We start from the raw sequence: 23462 nt of genomic DNA on the forward strand, positions 1-23462 counted from the left end.
TGCAAGTCAGGGCACCGGCCCGGATCGCGCGCCGCTTGCACGGCGATGGTCTAGCCCCCACTATCGCGTGATGCGCGACGAACCGCAAGCCAATGCATATAAAGCCGATCCTGCGATCCTGCCGCTGGCGGGATGGCTGGCCGATCCTGTTGCGCCTGCGGACTTTCCGGAGACGCGGCTGCGGTTCCGCAATGACCGCTGGGCGCCGTCTGTGGGCCTCGATCACCTGAGCGACTCCGAGTGGATCGCCCACTTCGGGCGCTTCACCCCTCTGCCCGATAACCTGCCCCAGCCGCTGGCGCTGCGTTACCACGGCCACCAGTTCCGCCATTACAACCCCGACCTTGGCGACGGGCGCGGATTTCTCTTCGCCCAGATGCGCGATGAAAATGGCCGGTTGCTGGACCTTGGCACCAAGGGATCGGGCCGCACCCCGTGGAGCCGCGACGGCGACGGGCGGCTGACGCTGAAAGGCGCGGTGCGCGAAATCCTCGCCACTGAAATGCTCGAGGCGCTGGGGGTCAACACTTCCAAGACCTTCTCGGTGATCGAAACCGGAGAATCACTGATGCGCGGGGATGAGCCTTCGCCGACCCGCTCCGCCGTGCTGGTGCGGCTCAGCCACGGCCACATTCGCATCGGCACCTTCCAGCGATTGCTCATGCTCGAAGAACGCGGCCACATGGAGGAACTGGTAAACTATTGTCTCACGCAATTCCCCGGACCGCCCGCCCCGGCGGATGCACCCGGCGCTGACGAACCTGCCGTTCGCTTGCTCCATCAGGTCGTCGAGCGGCTGGCCGATCTGGCCGCCAGCTGGATGGTCGCCGGCTTCGTCCACGGCGTGCTCAATACCGACAACATGAACGTGTCGGGCGAGAGTTTCGACTATGGTCCGTGGCGCTGGTTGCCGCGCTGGGACCCGGCGTTCACCGCCGCATATTTCGATCACTCCGGGCTTTACGCCTTTGGCCGCCAGCCAGAGGCCTTGCTGTGGAATTGCAGCCAGCTTGCAGTGGCGTTGCGTATGCTGGCCGAGGCACCGCCGCTGATCGCCGCACTCGACCGGTTCGGCCCGCTCTATGAGGCAGCTATGGCGCGCCATTTCAGCCGGCGGCTGGGTATTGCCGACCCCAAGCCGGAGGATGCCCGCGAGCTGATTGGCGCCGCGGAAAAGCACATGCGAGAGCGCGAAATCGGCCCGGATGCGTTCTTTTTCACGCACCGCGGCGGCCGCAATGCCCCCGATGGCCCCCTCGGCGAAGCGCTTGCTAAGGCCCGCCCGCTGCCCGGCGCGCTGGACCATGCGTTCTGGTCGCAGCCCGCCCCGCCGACCATGGTGATCGACGAAGTGGAACGAATCTGGTCCGCAATCGATGACAAGGACGATTGGCAAGCGCTTGCCGACACTCTATCCGCTCTACGCACCCTCGGCTCCGCGCTGCGCGAAGTTGAGGATTTGGCAACAGATTCGGCGTAGTAGCCCGTAAATTGAGAGGGATACTCCAAGTTCCATGAGCAACGAAATCGTCTCCTACGAACCAGCGACCGGTGAAGAGCTGTGGCGCGGCAAGCGGAGCGACGTCGATGACGTAGTGGCACGCGCGCGCCGCGCCTGGCCGGCATGGGCCGCCCAGCCGCTCGCAACCCGCATGGAACTGGTCCGCCGCTTTGCCAACGAAGTGCGTAAGGAAGCGGACAAATTCGCCGATCTCATTTCCCGCGAGACCGGCAAGCCGCTATGGGAATCCCGTAGCGAAGTTGAGACAGTGGTCGCCAAGGTCGAAATCTCGATCCGCGCCTATGCCGAGCGCACGTCGCAACGCAAGCTGGACAACGCGATGCAGGGCACGATGGCTGTGCGCCACAAGCCGCATGGCGTGATGGCCGTGCTCGGGCCGTTCAACTTTCCCGCGCACCTGCCCAATGGCCACATCGTTCCAGCGTTGATCGCCGGCAATGCCATCGTCTTCAAGCCGAGCGAGAAAACACCGGCGGTGGGCGAATTCCTCTGCCTGTGCTTCAACCGCGCGGGCATTCCCGCCGCCGTGGTGCAGATGCTCGTCGGCGGCCCGGAAGAGGGTCAGGCGCTGGTCGCTCACGACGGAATCGACGGTGTCCTGTTCACCGGCTCGGCCCATGCCGGTATCGCCATCAACCGCAAGCTCGCCACCCGGCCGGACAAGATCGTCGCGCTGGAAATGGGCGGCAACAACCCGATCGTGGTGTGGGACACGCCCAAGATCGCTGATGCCGCCGTGCTGGTGGTGCAAAGCGCCTTCACCTCTGCCGGCCAGCGCTGCAGCGCCGGGCGGCGCCTGATCGTCAAAGGCGCGCTCTATGATGCTCTGATCGACGAGGTAAAGCGGCTGGCCGATCGGATTATCGTCGGCGCCCCGTTCGATGATCCCTCGCCGTTCATGGGCCCGGTGATCGACAATGCGGCAGCCGACGGCCTGACCGAAAGCTTCGTCTACCTGCTGTCGAACGGCGGCAAACCGATTAAGCACATGGTCCGGCAGGATCCCAAGCTGCCCTTCCTGTCGCCGGCGATCATCGACACCACGGCGATGAAGGAACGCCCCGACGTCGAACTGTTCGGCCCGATGCTGCAGGTCATTCGGGTCGACGATTTTGACGAGGCGATTGCCGAGGCTAACAACACCCGCTTCGGGCTCGCCGCTTCGCTGGTCGGGGGCACGCCTCAGGAATACAACCGCTTCTGGGCCAACGTCCGCGCCGGCATCATCAACTGGAACCGGCCGACCAACGGCGCCAGCTCTTCCGCCCCGTTCGGCGGCGTCGGGCTTTCGGGCAACCACCGCCCGGCGGCGTTCTATGCGGCGGATTACTGCGCCTATCCTGTCACCAGCACGGAAATGGAACAGCCGCGCGCGACGATCGGCGTCGGCCTGCGCAACTCCTGACTGGCCTCAGCCGCCGCTGGTGACTACGTGCACTTCGGTGAGGCCTTCAGGCCCCGGACGCACGTAAATCATCGCAGAAAGCGCGCCCTTCCCCGCAATAAGCGCATGGGAATCGCCATCAGCGCGATGTTCGACTGAAAGCGCCGCCTTCATCGCCTGAGCGGCATGGAAATCGAGCGCCTCTGCCGGTGTAACTCCGATGCGATAGGTTACCGCGCGGACATGGCAGGTGCCATCATCCGCACCGAGCGCTTCCTCGACATGGCCGCGCGGGTATGGCGCAAATGGCTGCGGCAGGCGCGTGGCCCAGATCGCCGACCAGTTCGCCGTGCCCTCGCACGGCACCTTGCCATATGCGCGGCGCATCGAATCGAGAGCAGTCTGGCCGCCGATGGCTTTTTCAGAACCACTTGCAGTTGGGGCAGCGGGGATCGCCCCACCCAGCTGCGCCTTTGCCTCTGCCTTTGCCGCAGCAATCGCTTCGGGGGTGTAGAGGTTTGCCGGGATCAGGGCCGATGCCACGCCCATCCCGGTCAGCGCCCGGCCCGCTCCGTTCATCGCGGCAAGATCAGGCTCGGTCAGTAGGGGGCCAGCCAGAGCGGCGCTCACAGCCGGATCGACCGGTTTTGCGTCCTGCGCCGAATCGCGCGAACAGCCCGCAACAGCGAGGATCAGCACGATAGGGACAAGAGTGTAGCGGAGCGCCATGGCCCGCACTTATCGGAGGTTTTGGTTAAGGATGAACGAAAGCGCCCCCGGACGGCTGGTCCGGGAGCGCTTCGGTCTGTGGCTGAGCCCTGTGCTTGTTCTGACGGGGCAGAACTTAGCGGCAGCTGCTGCCCGAACGGTCGATTGCGCGGCCGGCAAGAGCACCGATGCCCGCACCAAGGATCACGCCAAGGGTCTTGTCACCGCGGCGACCAGCCACTTCGTTGCCGATCAGGCCGCCAACCGCCCCGCCAATGATCAGGCCAGTCGTGCCGTCCGAGCGGCGACAGTAGTAGCGGCCATCATCACCGCGCCAGGTGCGGGTGTTGCGATAGACCGGCTCGTCATAGCGGTTGTTGTAGCCACCGTTGTAACCGCTCTGATAGCCATAGCCGCCATTGTAGTTACCCTGATTGCGCCAGTTACGATTGCGGTCACGGCCGTGATTGTAGCTGTCGTTCTGCGACCAGCCATAATTGCCCTGATCATAGTCACGGGCCTGCGCGGCGGGGATGGCGGTGACGAGGAGCCCCGGGGCAACCAGCGCCAGGGCGGCGTTCTTGAAGATGTTGGTCATGGGGAACTCCTTCGCTTTTGAACTGTTGGCCGACTCGGTGTCGGTCGATGTGTTCATGTTTAGACCTGCAAACCTGAACAGACGGCAACCGCAGTGTCAGGATCGAATTTTGCGACGAACCGAGTGACTCCGCCCGTCGAATGGCGGCTTGCCGCGCGGATTCAGCCGGTCTAGTCGCCGCGCATGATCGCGACCCAGTCATGAACGCAGCACAGGAACGGCAGGGCGGCCTGTCGCTGGCGCTGGGCGCCTATGTCATCTGGGGGCTGCTGCCGCTCTACCTGCAGTTCCTGCGTCACGTGCCGCCGTTCGAATTCGTTGGCTGGCGCATCATCTTCACCCTGCCGATCTGCCTGATCGGCGTGACCATTGCGCGGCAGTGGAGTGCGGTTCGCGCGGCGATTTCCAGCGGGCGAATCCTTCTGATCATGCTGGCCAGCGCGCTGCTGATCGGGATCAACTGGCTGGTCTATGTCTATGCCGTGCAGACCGGGCACGTGCTGGCCGCCAGCCTTGGCTATTACATCAACCCGCTGGTCAATGTCCTGCTCGGCACCGTGTTCCTGAAGGAGCGATTGACCCGGCCGCAGTGGCTTGCCGTGGCACTGGCCGCCATCGGCGTGACATTGCTGTTGTTCGGTGCGCTCGACATGCTGTGGATCAGCCTGTCACTGGCGCTCAGCTTCGGCACATATGGCATGGTGCGCAAGATCGCCCCGGTCGAATCGCTGCCCGGTTTGACCATAGAGAGCGCGATCCTCGCCCTGCCCGCCTTGGGCTTGATCGGCTACCACGCCCAACTGCCGGCAGCCTCAGCCTTTGGCATCAGCGGGCAGACCGATGCGCTCATCGCGTTTTCGGGCGTGGTCACCGCCGTGCCATTGGTAATGTTCGCCGCCGCCGCGCGCCGCATGGACTATTCGACGCTCGGCTTCATCCAGTTCCTCACCCCGACCGTTGTCTTTCTGGAAGGCCTGTTCATATTCAACGAGCCGCTGCGCCCGGTGCAACTGGGCAGCTTCGTGCTGATCTGGGCGGCGATCGGCCTGTTCGTGGCGGACCTGCTTGGCCGCCGGCGCTCTAAAGCCTGAGCCGCCAGCCGAGCGTATCGCCGGCATGGAACGGGACGATGCTCGTGCCATTGGCATCGATGCTCGCCGGTACCGGCTGGGGCGCCTTTTCCAGCGTCACCGTCGCCTCATTCACCGACAGGCCGTAAAACGCCGGTCCGTTGAGCGAGGCGAAGGCCTCGAACTTGTCCAGCGCGCCCTCTTCCTCGAACACGTCAGCATAGCTTTCGATGGCGAAGGGCGCGTTGAAGATGCCTGCGCAGCCGCAAGCCGCTTCCTTTGCGCCGACGGCATGGGGGGCGCTGTCAGTGCCGAGGAAGAATTTCGCGCTGCCCGAAGTGGCCGCCTTGCGCAGCGCCAGCCGGTGCTGTTCGCGCTTGGCGACAGGCAGGCAGTACATGTGCGGGCGAATACCGCCGACCAGCATGGCGTTACGGTTGATGTGGAGGTGCTGCGGCGTGATCGTTGCCGCCACGTTCGGCCCGGCGCATGTCACAAAGCGCACGGCCTCCTCGGTCGTCACGTGTTCGAACACCACCTTCAGCGCTGGCAAGTCGCGCACCAGCGGGGCGAGCGTGCGTTCGATGAACACGGCCTCGCGGTCAAAGATATCGACGTGGGCGTCAGTAACCTCGCCGTGGACGAGCAGCGGCATGCCGATCGCGGCCATGCGTTCGAGCACGGCGCGGATATTGGCTACGTCTGTCACGCCGTGGGCCGATCCGGTCGTCGCGTGAGCAGGATAGAGCTTTGCCGCGACGAACACCCCGCCGGCGAAGCCGCGCTCGACCTCGTCGGGGTCCGTGCCGTCGGTCAGGTAGAGCGTCATCAGTGGGGTGAAGTCCATCCCCGCCGGCAATGCCGCCATGATCCGCGCCCGATAGGCGGCAACCCCGGCGCAGTCGGTCATCGGCGGGGAGAGGTTCGGCATGATGATCGCCCGGGCAAACTGGCGCGCGGTATAGGGCAGAACGCCTTCCAGCACCGCGCCATCGCGCAAGTGAACGTGCCAGTCATCGGGGCGGCGGATCGTCAGCGTTTCCATGGCTTCCCCTTAGTCACCTCGCACCCTATCTGTCACCCATGACCGCAACGCTCCTCACCAATCGCGCCATGATCCGCCTGTCAGGGGAGGACCTACGCGGCTTCCTGCAAGGCCTGGTGACGAATGATATGGGCAAGGACTTGCCAGTCTGGGCGGCGCTTCTGACGCCGCAGGGCAAGGTGCTGTTTGATTTCCTGGTCTGGGCGGACGGAGAAGACCTGCTGCTCGATTGCGAGGCCGACCACGCCGATGCACTGGCCAAGCGCCTGTCGATCTACCGACTGCGCCGGACGATCACGATTGCCCGCGATCCTGCGCTCGGGGTTCACTGGCACCTGGAGGCAAGCGGCAACGACCCCCGCCTTCCCGCGCTGGGCAATCGCTCAATTGGTGCGCCCGAGGGTGAACCCGCCGATGCCGCATGGCTGGCGCACCGCCTCTCGCTCGGCGTCTGCGAAGGCCACGACGAACTGGCCGACCTGCTCTGGCTGGAATGCAACGCCGCCGAACTGAACGGCGTGTCCTTCACAAAGGGCTGCTATGTCGGGCAGGAGAACACCGCGCGGATGAACTGGCGGCAGAAGATCAATCGGCGGCTGGTCGTAGTGCCCATCGGCGAATCGGACCCGGCCCGCCAGCGCGCGGCCTATTCCGAACTTGGCCTCGCGGTCGATCACCGGCGGGTTGAGGATATTACGCCAGCACAACGACCAGTGTGGATGGCCGAAGCCTAGCCCTTCGCCAGCGTAATCCCGGCACGCTCGGCTGCCTCGATCAGCATCTTTTCCGCCTGATCGCGCGCGGTTTCGCGCCCCAGGCCGAGCGAACCGCTCAATGCCTCGCCCATCATCGCATCGCCCAGCGCCATCAGCACCAGTGACAGCGTGACTTCGTGCATCGGCTCCTCGTCATGGCCGTTCACCTTGTCGACCATGTCGTGGATGGCCTCGACAATCGGGTCGAGCGCGTCTTCGTTGCCCGACAGCAGCATCCAGCTCGCAAGCGCGCCGCCGCCTTCCTTGCCGAATGCATCAAAGGTCAGATCCACGACCCGGCGCGGGCTGCCGATGCCGGCGCGGGTGGCCAGCACGGCCTCGGCAATCGTCGCGCAGATCGTTTTGGCAAGGTGGCTCGCCAGCGCCTTTTGCAGGCCCGAGGCCGAGCCGAAATGGTGGAGCAGGTTGGCATGGGTGCGCCCGATTCGCGCCGCCACGGCTTTCAGCGTCACCGCCTGCGGCCCTGCCTCGATCAGCAGCGCTCGGGCGGCCTCCATGGCGGCGGTGCGGCTCTCTTCCTGGGTCAGGCGGCGCCTTATTGACATTGCTGTAAGTTAACCTATCTTCACCGGGCCATGAACGCCCATACGCCCATCGATATCGACGCGCGGCCCCTGACCGGTTCCGCCCCCGAAAACCATGAGATCGTCGTGCGCGACCTGCGCTTCAACCGCAAGGAAAAACCCCGCCGTTGGTGGTTGGCCGATGACCCGGTCGGCACTGCCTGGCACAATGCGCTGTCCGCCACCTTCCCCCGCGGCGAGGCGTTCTTCATCGAATCGGTGAAAGCCTTCCGCGACAGCGCACCGCCGCACCTGGCCGAGGAAATCCGCAAGTTCATCAGCCAAGAAGTGAACCACAGCCGCGAACACCTCGCTTTCAACCGCGCTGCGGTGGACGCCGGCTACGATCTCACCCGCATCGACGCACATGTGACCGACATGCTCAACCTGGCAAAGGGCCGCCCGCCGATCGTCAACCTTGCCGCGACCATGGCGCTCGAGCATTTCACCGCGATCCTTGCGCACCTGCTGCTGACCGCGCCGGAAATTCTTGACGATGCCGATCCCGAAGTCGCCACCATGTGGAAATGGCACGCGGTTGAGGAGATCGAGCACAAGGCCGTCGCCTATGACACCTTCCTCCACGCGACGAAGCACTGGCCGCGCCGCCGCCGCTGGCTGCTGCGATCTATCTCGATGCTGTCGATCACGCGCCGCTTCGTCTCGCACCGCATAGACGATACGGTCGACCTGCTGGCGCAGGACGGCATCACCGGCTGGAAGGCCCGCGTGCGGGTGCTGTGGTACGTGTTCGGTTCGCCCGGCTACCTGCGCAAGGTGTTCCCGGCCTGGGCGGCGTACTTCCTGCCGGGGTTCCACCCGTGGAAGCACGACGACCGGTATCTGATTCCGTCAGGCGTGGCCGGACTAGAGGGTTACGCCTGACACCTGGCCAAATCGTCAGGCCGCGCGCTTGACGTCCATGTCGTCGTCGCAGTCGCTGGGCTCGCCCAGCGTCATGGTGAGCACGGCGGACGGCGCAACCTTACCGCGGGCAAGGCTGTAGCGTTCTTCGACGCGGCCCGTGGGGCAGAAGCCGACCTTGCGCAGCACGCGGCCAGATGCCGGATTATCGAGGAAGTGCGTTGCTTCGATTCGGCGGTGACCCAGCGTACGGGCGAGGCTGAGCACGGCGCGCGATGCCTCGGTGGCGTAACCCTGCCCCCAGTGATCACGGCCGATCCAGTAGCCCAGTTCCGCCCCGTCATGGGTTGGCGCCATGCCGATTGCACCGACCAGCTCCACGCCCTGCGCGGTGGGCAGGGTGATCAGGAAGTGCGGGCAGCGCCGGTCCTGACCCAGCGCGGCATACTGGCGCGCGGCTTCGGGCGTATAGGGCCACGGCACGCGGCTGAGGTTACGCACGACCGCCTCGTCGGCGATGGCCGAAAAGATTGCGCTCCAGTCCTCGGGCCAGCCGGGCCGCAGGAACAGCCTTTCACTGCGAATGAACATCTTTCAAACTCCACTCAGTGCCCCGCGAGCCCCCGTTAGGCGGGCTGCATGACAGGCGCATTACGCTTGCGTCCATCCGCGCCGCCTTCGCGGTGCAGGTTTGGACATGTGCTGAGGGAGAGACGAAAAAAGGGAGACGGGTTGCCCCTCTCCCTCTTTCGAAACCAGAATCGCAATGTTCCGGTCTGGGGGCTATCCGTCAGAGGACAGCCCGTTATCGACTGTCCGATTACTCGGCGGCTTGCGCCATATCGACCGACACATATTTGCGGCCGAGCTTGCCATCGTGAAAGCGCACGCGGCCTTCGACGAGAGCAAACAGGGTATGGTCCTTGCCAATGCCCACGCCGGCGCCCGGATAGACGCGGGTGCCGCGCTGACGGATGATGATGTTGCCGCCGATCACTTCCTGACCGCCGAACTTCTTCACGCCAAGGCGACGACCGGCCGAATCACGACCGTTACGCGATGAACCGCCTGCTTTTTTATGTGCCATGGAATACTACTCCGGAATCTTATTCAGCAGCCGAGGCAGCGGCGGCTTTCTTGGCCGGTGCCTTCTTGGCGGGCGCATCGGCGGCAGGAGTTTCAGCAGCTTCCTTCTTGGGAGCGGCCTTCTTCTGCTCGGCACCGACGGCAGTGATACGCAGAAGCGTCAACTGCTGGCGATGGCCGTTCTTGCGGCGATAGTTGTGGCGGCGACGCTTCTTGAAAACGATCACCTTTTCGCTCTTGGCCTGCGCGATGATCTCGGCCGAGACGACGACGCCCTTGGCATCCTTCACCTCGCCGCCATCACCGGCCAGCAGGACATCGCCCAGCGTTATGGTCTCACCGGCTTCACCAGCCAGCTTTTCCACCGCGATCTTGTCTCCGGCAGCAACTCTATATTGCTTGCCGCCCGTGCGCACGACTGCGAACATGTTACCTACATCCAATTCTGTTTGTCTTTTCCACCCCGTTGCCCGGGCTCCACATGAAGCCTTCGCATCCGGCGCGCCGAATCCCCCTGAACGCGCAGGGGTGTCCGCAAGAAGCAGCGCCCCTAGTGCAACCTCCCCGGGCTGTCAACGCCGGAAGCGGGACTTTCGCTTGGCGTGCCCGCGCGGTATGGCCTGCATATGAACAGCCAATTCCGCCCGAGACTGGCCGCAGCGCAGATCGTCGCACTGGGCACATGCCTGATCCTTTCCGCCTGCGCCAGCGCTCCGGGATACCCTTCGCTGGCCAAACGCCCGGCGGAACGGATTGCCGGGACGGCCCAGCCTGCCTCGCCGCCGCCAGTAGCACAGGCGCCCACGCCGCTGAGCCCAGAATTGCAGGCCCGCCTCGCGCAGTTGGTCGGGCGCGCCCGCGCGGCCCATGCGGTGTTTACTGCCGGCAAGGGCAAGGCAGACCGCCTGTCATCCGCCGCGCGCGGTGCAGCCGTCTCCAGCGAGGCCTGGGTGGTGGCCACCGTCGCGCTGGCCGAGCTCGAATCGCGCCGCAGCGAAGTGATGATCTCGTTGGCCGAGCTCGATTCGCTTTATGCGCGGGAAAAAGTAGACGGCGGCGATGGGGTTTCCATCGCCGCCGCCCGCGACCAGGTGACCGCATGGGTCGCCGATGAGGATGCGGTTCTGGCCGAACTGCGGGGCCGGATGCGCGCCTGATTCGCGCGCGTCCATTCAGTTAGTGGCCCGATTGATTCAGAGCGTTGCCATGATCACGGCGATGCACAGGCCCCAGAATACGATCAGGATCGGCAGGGTGAGCACTTGTGCGCTCGCTTCAAAGGCGGTGAGGCGGCCCGAGAGGGTCTGCACGCCCCGATTGGCGAACTGGCCCCACGACAGCGTCTTGGCCGCATTTTCGGGGTTCATCGCCACCCATTTGAAGCCAAGCCCGAAGCCAGCGATGATCGAGAACGAGAAGACCGCCATTGGCAGCGCCAGTTCGGGGTTCATGAAGCACACCGTCATGATCGTCAGGAAGCCGAAATAGCCGATCAGCGTACCGAAATAGAGCGCTGGCGGCAGCTCGAACGTGCGGTTCACCCGCGTCTGGATGGGAGCATCGCTGACCTGTGCCATCGAAGCGAGGTCGGCATGGGAAATCTGTTGGGACATGGCGGCAACACTCCTTGTTTCAGGAGTGCGAATAGGGCCGCGCGAATCGGGCTTCCTTGACCGAAGTCAAAGGCGCGGCCATGCCTTCATTTTCATGCCCAGCGGGACAAGTCTTGCCGGTCTTCCTCGCGCGGTTCGATCCAGCGCCACTGCCCGCCCGCTTTCTCGCGCTTCCAGAACCATGATTCGCTCTTGAGGTGATCCATGGCGAAATCGGCAGCGGCAAAGGCATCGCGGCGATGCCGCGCGGCAGCAGCGACGAGCACGATGGGTTCGCCGGGCAGCATCACCCCGGCGCGGTGAATGATCAGCAGGCCATCGAGTTGCCAGCGAGTGAGCGCGCTTGCTGCGAGGCCTTCCATGCCGGGAAGCGTCAGCGGTTCGTAATGCGACAATTCAAGCGCCTCGCAGCCGCCGCCAGCGCGGACCTGGCCAAGGAAGCTGACGACGCCCCCGGCCTCGGGATAGCGCAATGTGAACTCTGAAGTTTCGCGGGCCGGATCGAAAGGTGCCAGCAGCAGGCGAACATGGGCAGTCACGATCAGCCTCCGCTGACGGGCGGGAGAAAGGCAAGTTCATCCCCGGCTTCGACGACCAGCGATTCGCGCGGCACCAGCCGACCGTTGAGCGCCAGCTTTACGCGCGGATCGGCGAGCGGTTCGGCCAACGGCGCTGGCAAGCCCAGTAGCAGGTCTTCGAGTGGGGTCGGCCCGGCAATTGCAATGTCGATCTCGCCTCCGCCGGCAAGGTCCACCAGCCGTCCGAGAAACACGAGCTTGATCATCGCCCGGCGCCTCAGCCCCCGGTCATCGACATGTGTCGCGGCAGAGCCGGTGCGGCGCCCCTGCGGTCGATCTCGAAATGGTGCCTTTCGGGCTTGATCCGCATCGCTGTGTCGAGCGCCTCGGACATGGCCACTTCGGGATCGACCGAACGCAGGGCCCCGCGCAAGTCGACCATCTCGCCGCCGCCAAGGCAGGGATAGAGCTGGCCGGTCGCGGTCACGCGGATGCGGTTGCAGCCTTCGCAGAAGTTGCTGGTCAGCGGCGTGATCAGGCCAAGACGTCCGCCGGTTTCGGCCACGTCAAAATAGCGCGCCGGTCCGCCCGTGCGGTGATCGCTGGGTGTCAGGGTGAATTCCGCATCGAGCCGGTCACGCACGGCGGAAAGCGGCAGGTAATGATCGATGCGGTCTTCCTCGACCTCGCCCAGCGGCATGACCTCGATCAGGGTCAGGTCGAGGCCCTTGCCGTGCGCCCATGCTATCAGCGAGGGTATTTCCTCCTCGTTGATGCCCTTGAGCGCGACCGTATTGAGCTTCACCTTCAGCCCGGCAGCCAGCGCGGCGTCGATGCCTTCCAGCACCTGCGGCAGCATATCGCGGCGGGCCAGCTTGGCGAAGCCGGCGCGATCCAGCGTATCGAGCGAGATGTTGATGCGGCGCATGCCTGCCTCGGCCAGCGCCTCGGCATGGGTGATCAGTTGCGTACCATTGGTGGTGAGCGTCAGCTCTTCCAGCCCGTCACCCAGCTTGCGGCCCAGCGCCCGGGCCAGTTCGATCATGTCGCGCCGCACGAGCGGTTCGCCGCCGGTCAGACGGATCTTGGTGATGCCGCGATCGATGAAGCCCAGTGCCATGCGGTGCAGTTCTTCAAGGCTGAGCACGTCGGCCTTGGGCAGGAAGGTCATCCGCTCGGGCATGCAATATGCGCAGCGCAGGTCACAGCGGTCGGTGACCGACAGTCGCAGGTAGGAAATCCGGCGCGCGAACTGGTCAAGGAGGGGGCGGGTTACGGTCACGAGGCTGAGTGTAACACCTTGCCCGCGCCTTCGCCATCCAGAGGAAGGTATTGCCCGGTGACCCCATCGGCTGTCGTCAGATAGGCTTCGGCAGCAGCAATCGCGGCTTCGTCGTCGCACGCAATGCCGTTGATTCGGTGCGGTGCAATTTCGCGGGCGAGTGACTGGATCGCAGCCCGCCGCCAATCGGCATGTCCATGGCCGGCAGGGGGGAAAACGCAGGTTATCGCCGCATCCGGCATGGCTCTAAGGCGGGGCAGAACTTCGACGTGAAAAGCGCTCGCGGCGTCCAGCGCGTCTTCCGGCAAGACCCCGACCCGGACCAGCATGGTCAGCGCCGGATCCTCGTCAGCGTCATGCCAATTTCCTCGCCGGCTTCGCTGATGGCGAGCTTGACGATCTTCACCGTCACTGCTTCCACCCGGTCATCCTGGACGAACAGCGTGTCGCAGATGTGATCGGCAACCGATTCGATCAGCTTGAAGTGCACGCCCGACGGCAAAGCCTCGGTCGCGGCGAACTTCAGGTCCATGTAGTTCTTGCTGGCGGAAAGCGGCGTATCCGGATCGAACCGGGGCGGCACTTTCAGCTGCACCTGCACAGTGATGCGCAAGGGCTGGGGGCGGCCAGTCTCCTCCGAATAGATGCCGGTGAGGACATCATGCTCGAGGTTTGCCACTTCAAGGATCAGGCTGTCGGCCATGGCGCGCGCTATGGCTTGGCGAAGACACGCTGTCCACCCCCGCACCGAGGACAATCAGCGCGGCGACGAATCGATACAATTGCGCATTTGGCCGGCGGATAGCCTGCTGCTAGCCTCGCGCCGTGAGACCAATGGGAGCGGACCTATGAACAAACGTATTGCACTGGCACTTGCAGCAGGCGTCACTTCGGTGGGCTTTGCCGCGCTGCCCCCCGCCTTGGCCACCAACTTCGCAGTCCTGCTCGGCAGCAGCAAACGCCCCGATGCAGACAAGGCGCGCGATGCCGACCGCAAGCCGGCAGAGGTCATGGCCTTTGCCGGGATCAAGGCGGGCACGAAGGTGGCCGAGCTTGCCCCCGGCGGCGGCTATTACACCCGCCTGCTCTCCGCCGCAGTCGGGCCCAAGGGCCACGTCTACACCTTCGCGGGCCGTCCCTCTGCGGCGGTCGAGGCTTGGGCGAAGGACCACGCCAATGTCACGCAGGGCGTTGGTCAGCCGGGCGACGCCCTCGCCCCGGTGCCGGTGGATGTCGTCTGGACGACGATGAACTATCACGACTTCAAGAACAACAAGGTGGGCGACACCGATGCCGCTGCGAAGTTCAACACGGCAGCATGGACCGCGCTGAAAATGGGCGGGACCTACGTGGTTAACGACCACGAAGCCGCACTGGGCGCAGGGGCCAGCGTCACACAGTCGCACCACCGCATCGAATCGGCGGCGGTGATCCGTGAAGTTGAGGCCGCCGGGTTCAAACTTACCGGTAAAAGCGACCTTCTCCGCCACTCCGCTGACGACCTGAACAAGCCGCTGCGCGATTCCGAGCGGGGCAAGACCAACCAGTTCCTGCTGAAGTTCAAGAAGGTGAAGCGCTAGTCCTGACGCCAGCGGGCAAAGATGGCGGTGGGCAGCAGTCTGCCCTCCCCGTCTTCCTGTGCGGCCAGATCACCGTGTTCGATCTCGCCGGGCAAGTCGGCGAAGTGTTCGGCGAGCAGGCCAGCCAGAGCCAGCGATGACATCCGCACGGCATAGACGGTGAGGAACAGGAACCGGCTGTCAGCATCAAGCAGGGCTCGGCAATCAGCTACCAGACCGGGCAGGTCATATTCCAGCCGCCAGACTTCGCCTTCGGGCCCGCGCCCGAACTTTGGCGGATCAAGGATGATCCCGTCGTAACGCCGCCCGCGCCGCACTTCGCGGGCAGTGAATTTCGCCGCGTCGTCGACGATCCAGCGCACCGGGCGGCATTCCATGCCTGACAGCGCAGCATTCTCACGCGCGGAGGCCACCGACTTCTTCGAGGCATCGACATGCGTGACCGGGCCGTACTGGCTGAGCGACAGCGTGCCGACGCCCGTATAGCCGAACAAGTTCATCGTCTGGGCATCGCTACGCCCGGCGAGTTGCTCACCCATCCAGTCCCACACCGGGGCCATGTCCGGAAAAAAGCCGAGGTGACGGAAGGGCGTGCAACTGGCGGTGAACTTCACATCACCGCGTGCCAGCGGCCAGCCCTCGCGCGGGACCGGCGCATCGAAGTGCCAGCGACCACCGCCGTCCTCGTCCGAGGCCGGCACGAACTCACCGTGCGCCTGCCAGTCATCGAGACGCGGCGTCCACATGGCCTGCGGTTCGGGGCGGATGAAGCGGTAATCGCCATACCGCTCAAGCTTGCGGCCATGCCCCGAATCGACGAGGCCATAGTCCGCCCAGCCCTCACCCGTAAGGACCAGCGGAGCGGTCTTGAGCTCAGCCATCAGCCCTTCGGAACCGCGTGCGTAGCGACATATTCGGCAATGCCATCGTAATCGCCGGGCAATTCGGTGCAGCGTTCCTCACGCTCGAATAAGTCACCGACGCGGCTGGGCATGCTGGGCCGGTGGCCGGTCGCCCGCTCGACTGCCTCGCGGAACTTTGCCGGGTGCGCGGTCGCCAGTGTGACAACCGGAACCGCCGGATCGATGCCGGAGGTGCGCGCGGCGTGGATGCCGCAGGCGGTGTGCGGATCGATCAGTTGCCCGCAGTTCTCCCAGCCCCAGCGGATCGCCGCGGACATTTCCGCAGCATCGGTGCGCGAGCTTGAGAACAGTGCCGCGGCGCCTTCGCGCTGGGCATTGGTCAGCTGCATCGCCTTGGTTGCTTCGAAACCGGCCATCTGCTCAGCCAATGCCAAGCCGTCACGACCGCCAAGGTCGAACAGCAGGCGTTCGAAGTTCGACGACACCTGGATGTCCATCGACGGCGCAGCGGTAGGCGTCACTTCGCCCTGGCTGTAATCGCCATTGCTCAATGCACGGTGGAGGATGTCGTTGACGTTGGTGGCAACGATCAGCCGCTCGATCGGCAGGCCCATCTGCGCCGCGACATAGCCGGCAAAGACATCGCCGAAGTTGCCCGTCGGCACCGAGAAGGCGACCTTGCGGTGCGGTGCGCCAAGCTGGAGCGCGGCAGCGAAGTAATAGACCACCTGCGCCATCAGCCGCGCCCAGTTGATCGAATTGACCGCGCCGATGGCAAAACGATCCGTCATCGCGGAATCGTTGAACATCCGCTTCACCATCGCCTGAGCATCGTCGAACGAACCATCGATGGCGATATTGTGGACGTTGGGCGCCAGCACTGTGGTCATCTGGCGGCGCTGGACATCCGAAACGCGGCCGTGCGGGTGGAGCATGAAGATGTCGATGCGGTCACGCCCGGCGACCGCGTCAATCGCCGCCGAACCGGTATCGCCCGAAGTCGCACCGACGATCGTCAGGTTCTGACCCGTGCGGCCGAGGAATTCCTCGAACAGCAGGCCAAGCAGTTGCAGCGCAACGTCCTTGAAGGCCAGCGTCGGGCCGTGGAACAGTTCGAGAAGCCAGTTCTGTTCGTCGAGCTGGACCAGAGGCGTCACCGCCTTGTGCGCGAACCGGCCATAGGCCTCGGTCGTCAGTTCGAACAGGCGCTCTTCGGTCAGGCTCCCGGCAACGAACGGCGCCATGACCTTGGCCGCGAGCTGGGCGTAAGGCAGGCCCGCCATCGCGGCGATCTCGTCAGCCGAGAAGCGCGGCCACTCACGCGGCACGTAAAGCCCGCCATCGGATGCCAGACCGGCGAGCGTGGCGCCGGCAAAATCGAGCGCCGGTGCGCGCCCTCTTGTGGAGATGTAGTCCATGAACGGGGCGGTTAGCCGCGCTCGTCCCTCGCGGCAAGCCGCTTCCTGACCGCCAGCAGATAGATCACCAGGGCAATCCCGGCGAACAGGAACCACTGCACGGCATAGGACAGGTGGTTGTTCGGCACCTCTGCCAGCGAGCGCGGGGGGTTGGCCGTGAGACCGGCAACCGGCGTGTCAGACACCAGCATCAGCTCGCGCGGACTGTGATCGAAGGCAGTGACGATCATCGGACGCGAATCAGGGACCTGCCCGATCGAGCCGGTAACGAGCCCACCGCCCCATTCGACCTTTGTCGAAGGATTGCGTGTCGTGCCCAGCTGGACCCGGGTATCGCCTTCGCAGGTGGCGAGAATCCGGTATCCGGCTTTGCCCGCACCCTCGACCGAGAACTTGCCCGGATTGCGGCAATCGAGCCGCGCTGGGCGGAACAGGTTGGACTGGTCGAAACGGTCTGCCGGAAAGTCGATCGCGGCGGCGGACACGTTTTGCGCCAGACGGGCGAGTCCGCCTTCTTTTTCATGCCGGCGGTCAAGCTGCCAGAAGCCGAGCCGGATCATGATGGCCACGGCGATGAGCACGATCAACGTCGGGATCACAGGCAGACGGCGGATCATTCGCTCTTCACATCCTTGCCCTGGGCTTCCACGGCCTTGCGCCGGTATTCAGCGCCGAGCAGCCAGGCCTTGGCAGCGCGCAGGCCCATGATAACCGCACCGGCAGTAAGCGGCAGCCACAGGATCGCATGCACCCATAGCGGCGGGCGCACAGCGGCATCGAGCCACAGCGCCAGCGCAACGATCACCGCGCCGATGATCAGCGTGAGGAAGGCCGCTGGTCCGTCACCGACATTGAAGCTCGCGAAATTCAGCCCGCAATTTCTGCAGGTCTCGGCAAAGTTGGTCAGCCCGCCGAACAGCGTGCGGTGCCCGCAGCGGGGGCACAAACCGAAAAGGGCAGCCTCGGTCTGGCCGGGCTGCCCCTTTGTATCGGAACCGGTGTCGGTCATCAGTGGACCGGGTAACCCCAGCCGCCCCATACATAGATGGCGACGAACAGGAACAGCCACACCACGTCAACGAAGTGCCAGTACCAGGCAGCAGCTTCAAAGCCGAAGTGCTGGCGCGGGGTGAAGTGGCCCTTGTAGGCGCGGACCTGGCAGACGATCAGCATGATCGTGCCGACGATCACGTGGAAGCCGTGGAAACCGGTCGCCATGTAGAAGGCCGAGCCATAGGTGTTCTTGCCGAATTCGAACGGCGCGTGGGCATATTCGTAAGCCTGGATCGCGGTGAACAGCAGGCCGAGGCCGATCGTCAGCCACAGGCCCTTCTTCATGCCATCGCGGTCGCCGTGGATCAGCGAGTGGTGCGACCAGGTGAGCGTGCAGCCCGAGCACAGCAGGATCAGCGTGTTGAGCAACGGCAGGTCGAACGGGTCGAGCACGGCTTCGATCGCCTTGGGCGGCCACTGCCCGCCAACCACATCGGTCAGCGTGCTGGGGAACAGCGAGAAGTCGAAGAACGCCCAGAACCAGCCGACGAAGAACATCACTTCGGAAGCGATGAACAGGATCATGCCATAGCGCTGGTGCAGCTGCACGACAGGCTTGTGATCGCCAGCGTGAGCCTCGTTCACGATCTTGACGAACCACTGGAACATCGAAGCCAGAAGAATGGCAAGGCCAAGCCAGGGCACGAAAGCGCCTCCCGGCAGCTTGTGCATGAACAGCACCATGCCGCTGGTGAAGGTCAGCGCGCCGATCGTCGTTGCCAAAGGCACGATATCGGGCGGGAGAATGTGAAAATCGTGGTTCTTTGCGCCGGCCATGATGGTCCTCAAGTCCCTGTTGCAGCAAGTGGCGGGCGCGCCCGCCAAATTCGAATTTCCGGCCCCTTATCGCGCCCAGTCGGCGCGGTCCAGTCCTCTTGGCCTCTATTTCGCGGCGGTCGCGCGATCCTCGTGGAAAGTGTAGCTCAAGGTGATCTGCTGGATCGCCTTCGCTTCGGGGTCTTTTAGGATATCGGGATCGACATAATAGGTCACTGGCATGCGGATATCCTGCCCCGGTTCGAGCTTTTGCTCAGTGAAGCAGAAGCATTCGATCTTGGTGAAATATTTGCCCGCCTCGTCCGGCGAGACGTTGAAACTGGCGCGGCCGACGACTGGTTTGTCGGATGTGTTCTTCGCCGAATAAACCGCCATGGTCCGAGCGCCGAGCCGCACCGTCTGCGTGATCTGTTCGGGGCCGAACCGCCACGGCATGCCCCTGTCGACATTGCCATCAAAGCGCACCGACATCGTCCGGGCGCTGACACTGACCGCGCTGGCCTGTTCCTCAGTGATACGCTGGGTCGTGCCGCCAAAACCGGTGACCTGGCAGAACATGCGGTACAGTGGCACCGAGGCCCAGCCGAGACCGAGCATGGCAAGCGCAAGCCCGCCGGCCATCAGGCCGACCTTGCGGTTGCGCTTGGGATCGGGGGTTACCGAAGTCATGCCGTGCCGTTGCGGATCTTCACGATGGTGATGGCGAAGAACAGCACGACAAACGCGCCGAGCACCAGGGCCAGCACGAGGTTGCGCTGGCGGATCACCTTCTGGCGCTGCTCTTCGGTAATGCTCTTCTTCGGGTCAGTCATGGTCATACTCCGGCCAGCATCCGGTCAGCGACCAGTGCGGCAAACAGCAGGAAGAGATAGAGAATCGAATATTTGAACAACCGCTTTTCCGGCTTCATCGCATCGTCGACGCCACTGCGCATGCGCAGGCCCACGGGAACGGAATAGGCGAGGAACAATCCGGAGAGAACCGCTGCGCCGGCCGCATAGATCAGGCCCGTTCCGCCAATGAACCACGGCACGAGGCTGAGCGGCAGCAAAATCGCCGAATAGGCGAGGATCTGGCGGCGGGTGGATCTCTCACCCGCAACAACCGGCATCATCGGGATGCCGACCTTGGCGTAATCGGTCTGCACGAACAGCGCGAGCGCCCAGAAATGGGGCGGCGTCCACATGAAGATGATCAGGAACAGCACGACCGGCATCAGGGTAATGTCCCCCGTTGCCGCAACCCAGCCGATCATCGGCGGGAAAGCCCCTGCCCCGCCGCCGATGACGATGTTCTGGGGCGTCCGCGGCTTGAGCCAGATCGTGTAGACCACGGCATAGTAGAAGATCGAAACGGCAAGGATCACGGCAGCCAACACGTTGATCGCGAGGCCCATGATCAGCACCGAGGCAGTAGCAAGTCCGACACCGAAATCGCGCGCCGTTGTCTTGTCCATGCGGCCTGCGGGAAGAGGGCGCTTGGCCGTGCGCTTCATCCCGGCATCAATATCAGCTTCCCACCACATGTTGAGCGCTGCCGATCCGGCCGCGCCCATAGCGATACACAGGATCGCGGTGAAGGCGAGTATCGGGTGAATGCGCGTCGGCGCGGCAAGGTAACCGCAGAGCCCCGTGAATATCACGAGGCTGATCACCCCGGGCTTTGTCAGCGAGAGGAAATCGCGCCAGTCGGCTGGCAGAGTCTGAGTCTGGGTGAGTGCCATTTGACCGCGCCTATAGGCCTGTCTGCGGCCAAGGGAAAGCGAGTCTTCGACGAAGCGCAAAACTGGCTCGCACATGCGAAAAACCCCGGGAGTTTCCTCCCGGGGTTCCTAGCTTGCCGTTGCTTTGCACCATCAATGGTGCGCCGCGTCCTCGATGACCGGCAGGGTTTCGAACTGGTGGAAAGGCGGCGGGCTCGACAGCGTCCATTCGAGCGTGGTGGCGCCTTCGCCCCAGTAGTTGTCTTCCGCCTTCTTGCCGCCAATGAAGGCATAGGCAATGTTGACGAAGAAGATGCCGATCGAAGCCGCCGTGATGGCGTAGCCGACCGAAGAGATATAGTTCCAGTAGGCGAATGCCTCCGCATAGTCCGGATAGCGGCGCGGCATCCCCTGCAGACCCAGGAAGTGCTGCGGGAAGAAGATCATGTTCACGCCGACGAAGAAGACGATGAAGTGCAGGTACGAGAGAAACTCGGAGTGCATCTTCCCGCTCATCTTCGGGAACCAGTAATAGAAGCCCGCGAAGAGCGACGTCACTGCACCAAGGCTGAGAACGTAGTGGAAGTGCGCCACAACGTAGTAGGTGTCGTGCAAGTTGTCGTCGACGCCGCCATTGGCGAGGACCACGCCGGTCACGCCGCCGACGGTGAACAGGAAGATGAAGCCGATCGCCCAGATCATCGGGCTCTTGAACTCCATCGAACCGCCCCACATCGTTGCGATCCACGAGAAGATCTTGATGCCGGTGGGCACCGCGATCACCATGGTGGCCGCCGTGAAGTACATCTTCGTGTTCACCGACAGGCCGGTGGTGTACATGTGGTGCGCCCAGACGATGAAGCCGACGACACCGATGGCAACCATCGCGTAGGCCATGCCGAGGTAACCGAAGACCGGCTTCTTCGAGAAGGTCGAGACGATCTGGCTGATGATGCCGAAGCCCGGCAGGATCATGATGTACACTTCGGGGTGGCCGAAGAACCAGAACAGGTGCTGGTAAAGGATCGGGTCACCGCCACCGGCCGGATCGAAGAAGGTCGTGCCGAAGTTACGGTCGGTCAGCAGCATGGTGATCGCCGCGGCGAGCACCGGCAGGGCCAGCAGCAGCAGGAAGGCAGTGACCAGCACCGACCACACGAACAGCGGCATCTTGTGCAGGGTCATGCCCGGCGCACGCATGTTGAAGATGGTGGTGATGAAGTTGATCGCGCCCATGATCGAGGCGGCGCCAGCGAGGTGGAGCGAGAAGATCGCGAAGTCCACAGCCGGGTTGCCCGCCGCGCTCTGCGTCGACAGCGGAGCATAGGCGGTCCAGCCGATGCCCGCGCCTTGGCCCGTGCCGCCCGGAACGAATGCCGAGCACAGCAGCGAGATGAAGCCCGCCACCGTCAACCAGAACGAGATGTTGTTCATGCGCGGGAAGGCCATGTCCGGCGCGCCGATCATGAGCGGTACGAACCAGTTGCCGAAGCCGCCGATGATCGCCGGCATAACCATGAAGAACACCATGATCAGGCCGTGTGCAGTGATCAGCACGTTCCACAGGTGGAGCTGTTGGTCGAAAGTCGGGTTGGCAACACCGAACCAGTGCGAGAAGGTCGCAAGGTACTGGATACCCGGCTGTGCCAGTTCAAGGCGCATCATGCCCGAGAACGCACCACCCACGATCCCCGCGATGATCGCGAAGATCAGGTAGAGTGTGCCGATGTCCTTGTGATTGGTCGACATGAACCAGCGGGCGAAGAACGCCGGCTTGTGGTCTGCGTCGTGATGACCGTGGTCGTGCGTAAGATCGTGAGCCATGTCAGTTCTAACCTTGTCTCAGCTCGCTCAGGCGCCGGGCGCCGCGGAAGCGGAAGGGGCGGCCGAAGCGTCGGCAGCAGGGGTGACCGAAGCATCGGCGGCAGGTTCGGAAGCGCCAGCGGCAGGCGCGGAAGCCGCAGCAGCCGGTTCAGGCTGGCCGTCGATCTTCGCACCGGCATGGGTCATGACCCAGGCGTTGAACTTGTCGCGCGGCAGCGCTTCGACGGCGATCGGCATGTAGCCGTGGCGCGCGCCGCACAGTTCCGAGCACTGGCCGTAGTACACGCCCGGCTTGTCGATCTGCAGCACGCGTTCGTTGATGCGGCCCGGAACGGCGTCGATCTTGAACCACAGGCTGGGCACGGCAAAGGCGTGGATCACGTCGGCCGCAGTGGCCTGAATGCGGATCTTTTCGCCAACCGGCAGGACGAGGCGGTTATCAACCTCAAGCTGCGCCGGACCATCCCAGGGCTTGCTGCCGGCTTCGCGGATACCCGCGTTGACGACCGGCTGGCCCTTTTGGTTGAGCATGTTCGAAATGACTTCGAAGCCGCCGTTGTCCGTGTAGGAATAGGTCCAGTACCACTGGTTGCCGGTGACCTTGACGGTCAGCGCCTTTTCAGGGGCTGGTGCGTACTGGCTGGCCAGCAGGCGGAACGACGGCACCGCGATGACCACAAGGATCAGCACCGGCAGCAAGGTCCACACGATCTCGATCAGCGTGTTGTGGCTGGTCTTCGACGGGGTCGGGTTGGTCCGCTTGTTATAGCGCGCCATGACCCACAGCAGCAGGAACAGCACGAACAGCGTGATCACCACGATGATCGGCAGCAGGATCGCATCGTGCATCCATGCCGCATATTCGCCATCGGCGGAGAACTGTTTCTGGAAGCCGATACCGCCCGGGGTCGGCATGCCGATTCCCTCGGTCGGCGTCATCGGGACATAGCTGCCCGCGGCCGGAGCTTCGGAGGCGGCAGCAACCGCTTCCTTGGCCACTTCCTGTGCCTGGGCAATGCCCGTCATCAAGGTTGCCCCTGCCAACAGGGCCAGCCCCTTGAGGGCCGAACCTGCGTGCCGGAGGCTTCCGACTGCCTTTACGCCAATTGTCATCACAGCTTTAGCTTTCCGCTTTCCTATGCCGGCGAGAGCGTACCCTGTTGCCCACCCTTGCCTTCGATGAGGCCGAATTTGTCGGGGCCTATACGCGCGCTTG

30 protein-coding genes are annotated in these 23462 nt (G+C 64.0%); 7 read left to right on the forward strand and 23 right to left on the reverse strand.

Translation table 11 applies throughout. The features are described from left to right. Window positions 1–70 precede the first annotated feature (70 nt). Together WG900_RS13740 and astD are read left to right on the forward strand one after the other, a co-directional pair. Window positions 71–1480 carry a protein adenylyltransferase SelO family protein gene (locus WG900_RS13740; RefSeq protein WP_339967839.1) on the forward strand — a complete coding sequence of 470 codons (1410 nt, stop codon included), beginning with the start codon at window positions 71–73 and terminating at the stop codon, window positions 1478–1480. Window positions 1481–1514: 34 nt separating this feature from the next. Beyond that, window positions 1515–2927 carry a succinylglutamate-semialdehyde dehydrogenase gene (gene astD / locus WG900_RS13745; RefSeq protein ID WP_339967840.1) on the forward strand — a complete coding sequence of 471 codons (1413 nt, stop codon included), beginning with the start codon at window positions 1515–1517 and terminating at the stop codon, window positions 2925–2927. Between the two features lie 6 nt (window positions 2928–2933). Here astD and WG900_RS13750 read toward each other — a convergent pair whose 3' ends face one another. Together WG900_RS13750 and WG900_RS13755 are read right to left on the reverse strand one after the other, a co-directional pair. Then, window positions 2934–3635 (reverse strand): hypothetical protein, encoded by a 702-nt coding sequence (locus tag WG900_RS13750; RefSeq protein ID WP_339967841.1) that lies wholly within the window; start codon window positions 3633–3635, stop codon window positions 2934–2936. A gap of 115 nt (window positions 3636–3750) precedes the next feature. Next, entirely contained in the window at window positions 3751–4212 is a 462-nt protein-coding gene (locus WG900_RS13755) for a glycine zipper 2TM domain-containing protein (protein WP_339967842.1), read from the reverse strand. 200 nt (window positions 4213–4412) lie between these two features. Here WG900_RS13755 and rarD point away from each other — a divergent pair, with 200 nt between their 5' ends. Beyond that, window positions 4413–5303 (forward strand): EamA family transporter RarD, encoded by an 891-nt coding sequence (gene rarD / locus WG900_RS13760; protein WP_339967844.1) that lies wholly within the window; start codon window positions 4413–4415, stop codon window positions 5301–5303. Here rarD and pyrC read toward each other — a convergent pair. Next, a complete protein-coding gene (gene pyrC / locus WG900_RS13765; protein ID WP_339967845.1) occupies window positions 5293–6327 on the reverse strand; it encodes a dihydroorotase in 1035 nt (344 codons plus the stop codon). The two genes, rarD and pyrC, sit on opposite strands and share 11 nt — an antisense overlap. 38 nt (window positions 6328–6365) lie before the next feature. On the opposite strand from pyrC, the gene ygfZ reads away from it, so the two are divergent. Beyond that, the gene (gene ygfZ / locus WG900_RS13770; protein ID WP_339967846.1) at window positions 6366–7061 is read left to right on the forward strand and encodes a CAF17-like 4Fe-4S cluster assembly/insertion protein YgfZ; all 696 of its coding nucleotides are present in this window, start codon (window positions 6366–6368) and stop codon (window positions 7059–7061) included. Here ygfZ and WG900_RS13775 read toward each other — a convergent pair. Continuing rightward, window positions 7058–7648: a TetR/AcrR family transcriptional regulator gene (locus WG900_RS13775; RefSeq protein WP_339967847.1), complete on the reverse strand. Its 591-nt coding sequence runs from the start codon at window positions 7646–7648 to the stop codon at window positions 7058–7060. The genes ygfZ and WG900_RS13775 overlap by 4 nt on opposite strands. A 30-nt stretch (window positions 7649–7678) precedes the next feature. Between WG900_RS13775 and WG900_RS13780 the strand changes: the two genes are divergently transcribed. Beyond that, the gene (locus tag WG900_RS13780; RefSeq protein ID WP_339967848.1) at window positions 7679–8551 is read left to right on the forward strand and encodes a metal-dependent hydrolase; all 873 of its coding nucleotides are present in this window, start codon (window positions 7679–7681) and stop codon (window positions 8549–8551) included. Window positions 8552–8566: 15 nt separating this feature from the next. Here the strand turns inward: WG900_RS13780 and WG900_RS13785 are convergent, their stop codons facing one another. The 3 genes from WG900_RS13785 to rplU all read right to left on the reverse strand — a co-directional run bounded on the left by WG900_RS13785 (window position 8567) and on the right by rplU (window position 10044). Further along, on the reverse strand, window positions 8567–9121 hold the full coding sequence (locus tag WG900_RS13785) for a GNAT family N-acetyltransferase (RefSeq protein WP_339967849.1): 555 nt from the start codon (window positions 9119–9121) through the stop codon (window positions 8567–8569). Window positions 9122–9350: 229 nt separating this feature from the next. Continuing rightward, window positions 9351–9617 carry a 50S ribosomal protein L27 gene (gene rpmA, locus WG900_RS13790; protein ID WP_310534294.1) on the reverse strand — a complete coding sequence of 89 codons (267 nt, stop codon included), beginning with the start codon at window positions 9615–9617 and terminating at the stop codon, window positions 9351–9353. A 19-nt stretch (window positions 9618–9636) separates the two neighbouring features. Then, window positions 9637–10044, reverse strand: a complete 408-nt coding sequence (rplU, locus tag WG900_RS13795; protein WP_310530987.1) for a 50S ribosomal protein L21 — start codon at window positions 10042–10044, stop codon at window positions 9637–9639. A gap of 198 nt (window positions 10045–10242) precedes the next feature. On the opposite strand from rplU, the gene WG900_RS13800 reads away from it, so the two are divergent. Then, window positions 10243–10773, forward strand: coding sequence for a hypothetical protein (locus tag WG900_RS13800; RefSeq protein ID WP_339967850.1), 531 nt, complete (start codon window positions 10243–10245; stop codon window positions 10771–10773). Window positions 10774–10809: 36 nt separating this feature from the next. Here WG900_RS13800 and WG900_RS13805 read toward each other — a convergent pair whose 3' ends face one another. The 6 genes from WG900_RS13805 to WG900_RS13830 all read right to left on the reverse strand — a co-directional run bounded on the left by WG900_RS13805 (window position 10810) and on the right by WG900_RS13830 (window position 13732). Beyond that, window positions 10810–11229, reverse strand: coding sequence for a hypothetical protein (locus tag WG900_RS13805; RefSeq protein WP_339967851.1), 420 nt, complete (start codon window positions 11227–11229; stop codon window positions 10810–10812). Between the two features lie 92 nt (window positions 11230–11321). Then, window positions 11322–11768 (reverse strand): molybdenum cofactor biosynthesis protein MoaE, encoded by a 447-nt coding sequence (locus tag WG900_RS13810; protein WP_339967853.1) that lies wholly within the window; start codon window positions 11766–11768, stop codon window positions 11322–11324. A 2-nt stretch (window positions 11769–11770) separates the two neighbouring features. Next, window positions 11771–12013, reverse strand: a complete 243-nt coding sequence (locus WG900_RS13815) for a MoaD/ThiS family protein (protein ID WP_339967854.1) — start codon at window positions 12011–12013, stop codon at window positions 11771–11773. An 11-nt stretch (window positions 12014–12024) separates the two neighbouring features. Further along, window positions 12025–13029, reverse strand: coding sequence for a GTP 3',8-cyclase MoaA (gene moaA / locus WG900_RS13820; protein WP_339967855.1), 1005 nt, complete (start codon window positions 13027–13029; stop codon window positions 12025–12027). Next, a complete protein-coding gene (locus tag WG900_RS13825) occupies window positions 13026–13358 on the reverse strand; it encodes a Rossmann fold domain-containing protein (protein ID WP_339967856.1) in 333 nt (110 codons plus the stop codon). The genes moaA and WG900_RS13825 overlap by 4 nt, the downstream gene beginning before the upstream one ends. A gap of 2 nt (window positions 13359–13360) precedes the next feature. Next, on the reverse strand, window positions 13361–13732 hold the full coding sequence (locus WG900_RS13830; protein ID WP_339967857.1) for a dihydroneopterin aldolase: 372 nt from the start codon (window positions 13730–13732) through the stop codon (window positions 13361–13363). Window positions 13733–13877: 145 nt separating this feature from the next. On the opposite strand from WG900_RS13830, the gene WG900_RS13835 reads away from it, so the two are divergent. Further along, entirely contained in the window at window positions 13878–14609 is a 732-nt protein-coding gene (locus tag WG900_RS13835) for a class I SAM-dependent methyltransferase (RefSeq protein ID WP_339967858.1), read from the forward strand. Here WG900_RS13835 and WG900_RS13840 read toward each other — a convergent pair. The 10 genes from WG900_RS13840 to coxB all read right to left on the reverse strand — a co-directional run bounded on the left by WG900_RS13840 (window position 14606) and on the right by coxB (window position 23359). Further along, entirely contained in the window at window positions 14606–15490 is an 885-nt protein-coding gene (locus WG900_RS13840) for a class I SAM-dependent methyltransferase (RefSeq protein WP_339967859.1), read from the reverse strand. The two genes, WG900_RS13835 and WG900_RS13840, sit on opposite strands and share 4 nt — an antisense overlap. Next, window positions 15490–16890 carry a threonine synthase gene (gene thrC / locus WG900_RS13845; RefSeq protein ID WP_339967860.1) on the reverse strand — a complete coding sequence of 467 codons (1401 nt, stop codon included), beginning with the start codon at window positions 16888–16890 and terminating at the stop codon, window positions 15490–15492. Before thrC ends, WG900_RS13840 begins: the two co-directional genes overlap by 1 nt. A gap of 11 nt (window positions 16891–16901) precedes the next feature. Continuing rightward, window positions 16902–17507 carry an SURF1 family protein gene (locus tag WG900_RS13850; protein WP_339967861.1) on the reverse strand — a complete coding sequence of 202 codons (606 nt, stop codon included), beginning with the start codon at window positions 17505–17507 and terminating at the stop codon, window positions 16902–16904. Continuing rightward, on the reverse strand, window positions 17504–17899 hold the full coding sequence (locus WG900_RS13855; protein WP_339967862.1) for a DUF983 domain-containing protein: 396 nt from the start codon (window positions 17897–17899) through the stop codon (window positions 17504–17506). Before WG900_RS13855 ends, WG900_RS13850 begins: the two co-directional genes overlap by 4 nt. Then, entirely contained in the window at window positions 17899–18720 is an 822-nt protein-coding gene (locus WG900_RS13860) for a cytochrome c oxidase subunit 3 (protein ID WP_339967863.1), read from the reverse strand. The genes WG900_RS13855 and WG900_RS13860 overlap by 1 nt, the downstream gene beginning before the upstream one ends. Window positions 18721–18825: 105 nt before the next feature. Next, window positions 18826–19389 carry a cytochrome c oxidase assembly protein gene (locus WG900_RS13865; protein WP_339967864.1) on the reverse strand — a complete coding sequence of 188 codons (564 nt, stop codon included), beginning with the start codon at window positions 19387–19389 and terminating at the stop codon, window positions 18826–18828. Then, window positions 19386–19532, reverse strand: a complete 147-nt coding sequence (locus WG900_RS13870; protein WP_339967866.1) for a hypothetical protein — start codon at window positions 19530–19532, stop codon at window positions 19386–19388. Before WG900_RS13870 ends, WG900_RS13865 begins: the two co-directional genes overlap by 4 nt. Before the next feature lie 2 nt (window positions 19533–19534). Continuing rightward, a complete protein-coding gene (locus WG900_RS13875) occupies window positions 19535–20443 on the reverse strand; it encodes a heme o synthase (RefSeq protein WP_339967867.1) in 909 nt (302 codons plus the stop codon). Window positions 20444–20575: 132 nt separating this feature from the next. Further along, window positions 20576–22246: a cytochrome c oxidase subunit I gene (gene ctaD / locus WG900_RS13880; protein WP_339967868.1), complete on the reverse strand. Its 1671-nt coding sequence runs from the start codon at window positions 22244–22246 to the stop codon at window positions 20576–20578. Window positions 22247–22273: 27 nt separating this feature from the next. Continuing rightward, window positions 22274–23359, reverse strand: a complete 1086-nt coding sequence (coxB, locus tag WG900_RS13885; protein ID WP_417597954.1) for a cytochrome c oxidase subunit II — start codon at window positions 23357–23359, stop codon at window positions 22274–22276. Window positions 23360–23462 lie beyond the last annotated feature (103 nt).

This window comes from Novosphingobium aquae (genome assembly GCF_037572715.1).
Taxonomy (GTDB): domain Bacteria; phylum Pseudomonadota; class Alphaproteobacteria; order Sphingomonadales; family Sphingomonadaceae; genus Novosphingobium; species Novosphingobium aquae.

Bases quoted from the DNA above. Each gene is read 5' to 3' on its own strand.
- WG900_RS13740 (WP_339967839.1), top strand. From the start codon at position 71: ATGCGCGACGAACCGCAAGCCAATGCATATAAAGCCGATCCTGCGATC.
- astD (WP_339967840.1), top strand. From the start codon at position 1,515: ATGAGCAACGAAATCGTCTCCTACGAACCAGCGACCGGTGAAGAGCTG.
- WG900_RS13750 (WP_339967841.1), bottom strand. From the start codon at position 3,635: ATGGCGCTCCGCTACACTCTTGTCCCTATCGTGCTGATCCTCGCTGTT.
- WG900_RS13755 (WP_339967842.1), bottom strand. From the start codon at position 4,212: ATGACCAACATCTTCAAGAACGCCGCCCTGGCGCTGGTTGCCCCGGGG.
- rarD (WP_339967844.1), top strand. From the start codon at position 4,413: ATGAACGCAGCACAGGAACGGCAGGGCGGCCTGTCGCTGGCGCTGGGC.
- pyrC (WP_339967845.1), bottom strand. From the start codon at position 6,327: ATGGAAACGCTGACGATCCGCCGCCCCGATGACTGGCACGTTCACTTG.
- ygfZ (WP_339967846.1), top strand. From the start codon at position 6,366: ATGACCGCAACGCTCCTCACCAATCGCGCCATGATCCGCCTGTCAGGG.
- WG900_RS13775 (WP_339967847.1), bottom strand. From the start codon at position 7,648: ATGTCAATAAGGCGCCGCCTGACCCAGGAAGAGAGCCGCACCGCCGCC.
- WG900_RS13780 (WP_339967848.1), top strand. From the start codon at position 7,679: ATGAACGCCCATACGCCCATCGATATCGACGCGCGGCCCCTGACCGGT.
- WG900_RS13785 (WP_339967849.1), bottom strand. From the start codon at position 9,121: ATGTTCATTCGCAGTGAAAGGCTGTTCCTGCGGCCCGGCTGGCCCGAG.
- rpmA (WP_310534294.1), bottom strand. From the start codon at position 9,617: ATGGCACATAAAAAAGCAGGCGGTTCATCGCGTAACGGTCGTGATTCG.
- rplU (WP_310530987.1), bottom strand. From the start codon at position 10,044: ATGTTCGCAGTCGTGCGCACGGGCGGCAAGCAATATAGAGTTGCTGCC.
- WG900_RS13800 (WP_339967850.1), top strand. From the start codon at position 10,243: ATGAACAGCCAATTCCGCCCGAGACTGGCCGCAGCGCAGATCGTCGCA.
- WG900_RS13805 (WP_339967851.1), bottom strand. From the start codon at position 11,229: ATGTCCCAACAGATTTCCCATGCCGACCTCGCTTCGATGGCACAGGTC.
- WG900_RS13815 (WP_339967854.1), bottom strand. From the start codon at position 12,013: ATGATCAAGCTCGTGTTTCTCGGACGGCTGGTGGACCTTGCCGGCGGA.
- WG900_RS13825 (WP_339967856.1), bottom strand. From the start codon at position 13,358: ATGCTGGTCCGGGTCGGGGTCTTGCCGGAAGACGCGCTGGACGCCGCG.
- WG900_RS13830 (WP_339967857.1), bottom strand. From the start codon at position 13,732: ATGGCCGACAGCCTGATCCTTGAAGTGGCAAACCTCGAGCATGATGTC.
- WG900_RS13835 (WP_339967858.1), top strand. From the start codon at position 13,878: ATGAACAAACGTATTGCACTGGCACTTGCAGCAGGCGTCACTTCGGTG.
- WG900_RS13840 (WP_339967859.1), bottom strand. From the start codon at position 15,490: ATGGCTGAGCTCAAGACCGCTCCGCTGGTCCTTACGGGTGAGGGCTGG.
- thrC (WP_339967860.1), bottom strand. From the start codon at position 16,890: ATGGACTACATCTCCACAAGAGGGCGCGCACCGGCGCTCGATTTTGCC.
- WG900_RS13850 (WP_339967861.1), bottom strand. From the start codon at position 17,507: ATGATCCGCCGTCTGCCTGTGATCCCGACGTTGATCGTGCTCATCGCC.
- WG900_RS13855 (WP_339967862.1), bottom strand. From the start codon at position 17,899: ATGACCGACACCGGTTCCGATACAAAGGGGCAGCCCGGCCAGACCGAG.
- WG900_RS13860 (WP_339967863.1), bottom strand. From the start codon at position 18,720: ATGGCCGGCGCAAAGAACCACGATTTTCACATTCTCCCGCCCGATATC.
- WG900_RS13865 (WP_339967864.1), bottom strand. From the start codon at position 19,389: ATGACTTCGGTAACCCCCGATCCCAAGCGCAACCGCAAGGTCGGCCTG.
- WG900_RS13870 (WP_339967866.1), bottom strand. From the start codon at position 19,532: ATGACTGACCCGAAGAAGAGCATTACCGAAGAGCAGCGCCAGAAGGTG.
- WG900_RS13875 (WP_339967867.1), bottom strand. From the start codon at position 20,443: ATGGCACTCACCCAGACTCAGACTCTGCCAGCCGACTGGCGCGATTTC.
- ctaD (WP_339967868.1), bottom strand. From the start codon at position 22,246: ATGGCTCACGATCTTACGCACGACCACGGTCATCACGACGCAGACCAC.
- coxB (WP_417597954.1), bottom strand. From the start codon at position 23,359: ATGACAATTGGCGTAAAGGCAGTCGGAAGCCTCCGGCACGCAGGTTCG.